Consider the following 1106-nt stretch of genomic DNA (forward strand, 5'->3'; position numbering starts at 1 on the left):
TGGATTGTCAACATTAAATCAAACAACTTTTTTAAGGGCTAATTTTCGATAGTGAATTGGAGTCATGTACCCCAGTGTTCCATGAATTCGATGCTTGTTATACCAATTTACATAGTCAAAAAGCTCCAGTTCCAGATGACGAAGGCTCTGGAAGTTCATCTGGTTGACGAACTCCGTTTTCATGACTTTAAAGGTGGCCTCCGCCACGGCATTGTCGTGAGGACAGCCTTTCATACTGAGTGATCGGCCAATGTTGAAGGTGTTCAATATCTCATCCATTTTCTGATTTTTGAACTCACTTCCTCGGTCTGTGTGAAACCACTGAATCTGACGCAGATCACCTTTCACCGTCGCAAAGGCGCGAGAAACCAGTGCAGCGTCCTTATGGGGACCTGCACTATGGCCGATGATTTCTCGATTGAACAGATCGACCAGCACGCAAATATAGTGCCACTGGTTCCGGACTTTCACATAGGTTAGATCACTGACCACGAAGCGTTTGGCTTCCGTTTGGCTGAACTCGCGGTTCAGTGTATTGGCGATAGCAGCTTCGTTACAAGCGGCTTTATGGGGCTTAAATTGCGCCACCGTGTATGTTGAAACGAGTCCCTGTTCTTTCATGATTCGACCAATTCGACGTCTGGAAACGACCAGCCCGCGTTCGTGGAGCTTGGCTTTGATCTTTCGGGTGCCATAAGCTTTTCGATTTCTGTGGAAAATGTCCACAATGGCTGTGGTCACGTCGTCTTCCTTCGACTCTTCTTTGGCTTCGTAGTAAAACGTGCTTCTTGCGATTTGCAGGACGTCACACATTGCTGATACCGAGTATTTATCACGGTTATTCTGGATGATAGCTACTTTCGTCCCATGATCAGCGCGGCTTGCTTTAAAATATCGTTCTCCATTTTGAGGCGCTGGTTTTCTTTCCGTAAGGCGATCAGCTCATTTTCTTCTGGAGAGCGATTGTCTTTCTCGGAGAATGAGCCCGTCGTTTGTGCTTGTTTGATCCAACGGTCCAGAGCCGAGGCGGTGAGCCCATATTCCCCCACAATATCCGCTCTGGACTTTCCGTTCTCGTATAGTTGAATCATTTGTTTCTTGAACTC

The 1106-nt window shown here is 46.8% G+C and carries 1 protein-coding gene; it reads right to left on the minus strand.

The features are described 5' to 3' along the window. Positions 1-18 precede the first annotated feature (18 nt). A protein-coding gene (locus BAZ21_RS27445; RefSeq protein WP_141695053.1) for an IS3 family transposase occupies positions 19-1106 on the minus strand; the annotation gives its coding sequence in 2 pieces (ribosomal slippage) (positions 19-890 and positions 890-1106; 1089 coding nt annotated over the 2 pieces). This gene is flagged as partial in the annotation.

It is taken from the genome of Paenibacillus kribbensis, from assembly GCF_001705305.1.
In the GTDB taxonomy this organism is placed as follows: Bacteria; Bacillota; Bacilli; order Paenibacillales; family Paenibacillaceae; genus Paenibacillus; species Paenibacillus kribbensis_B.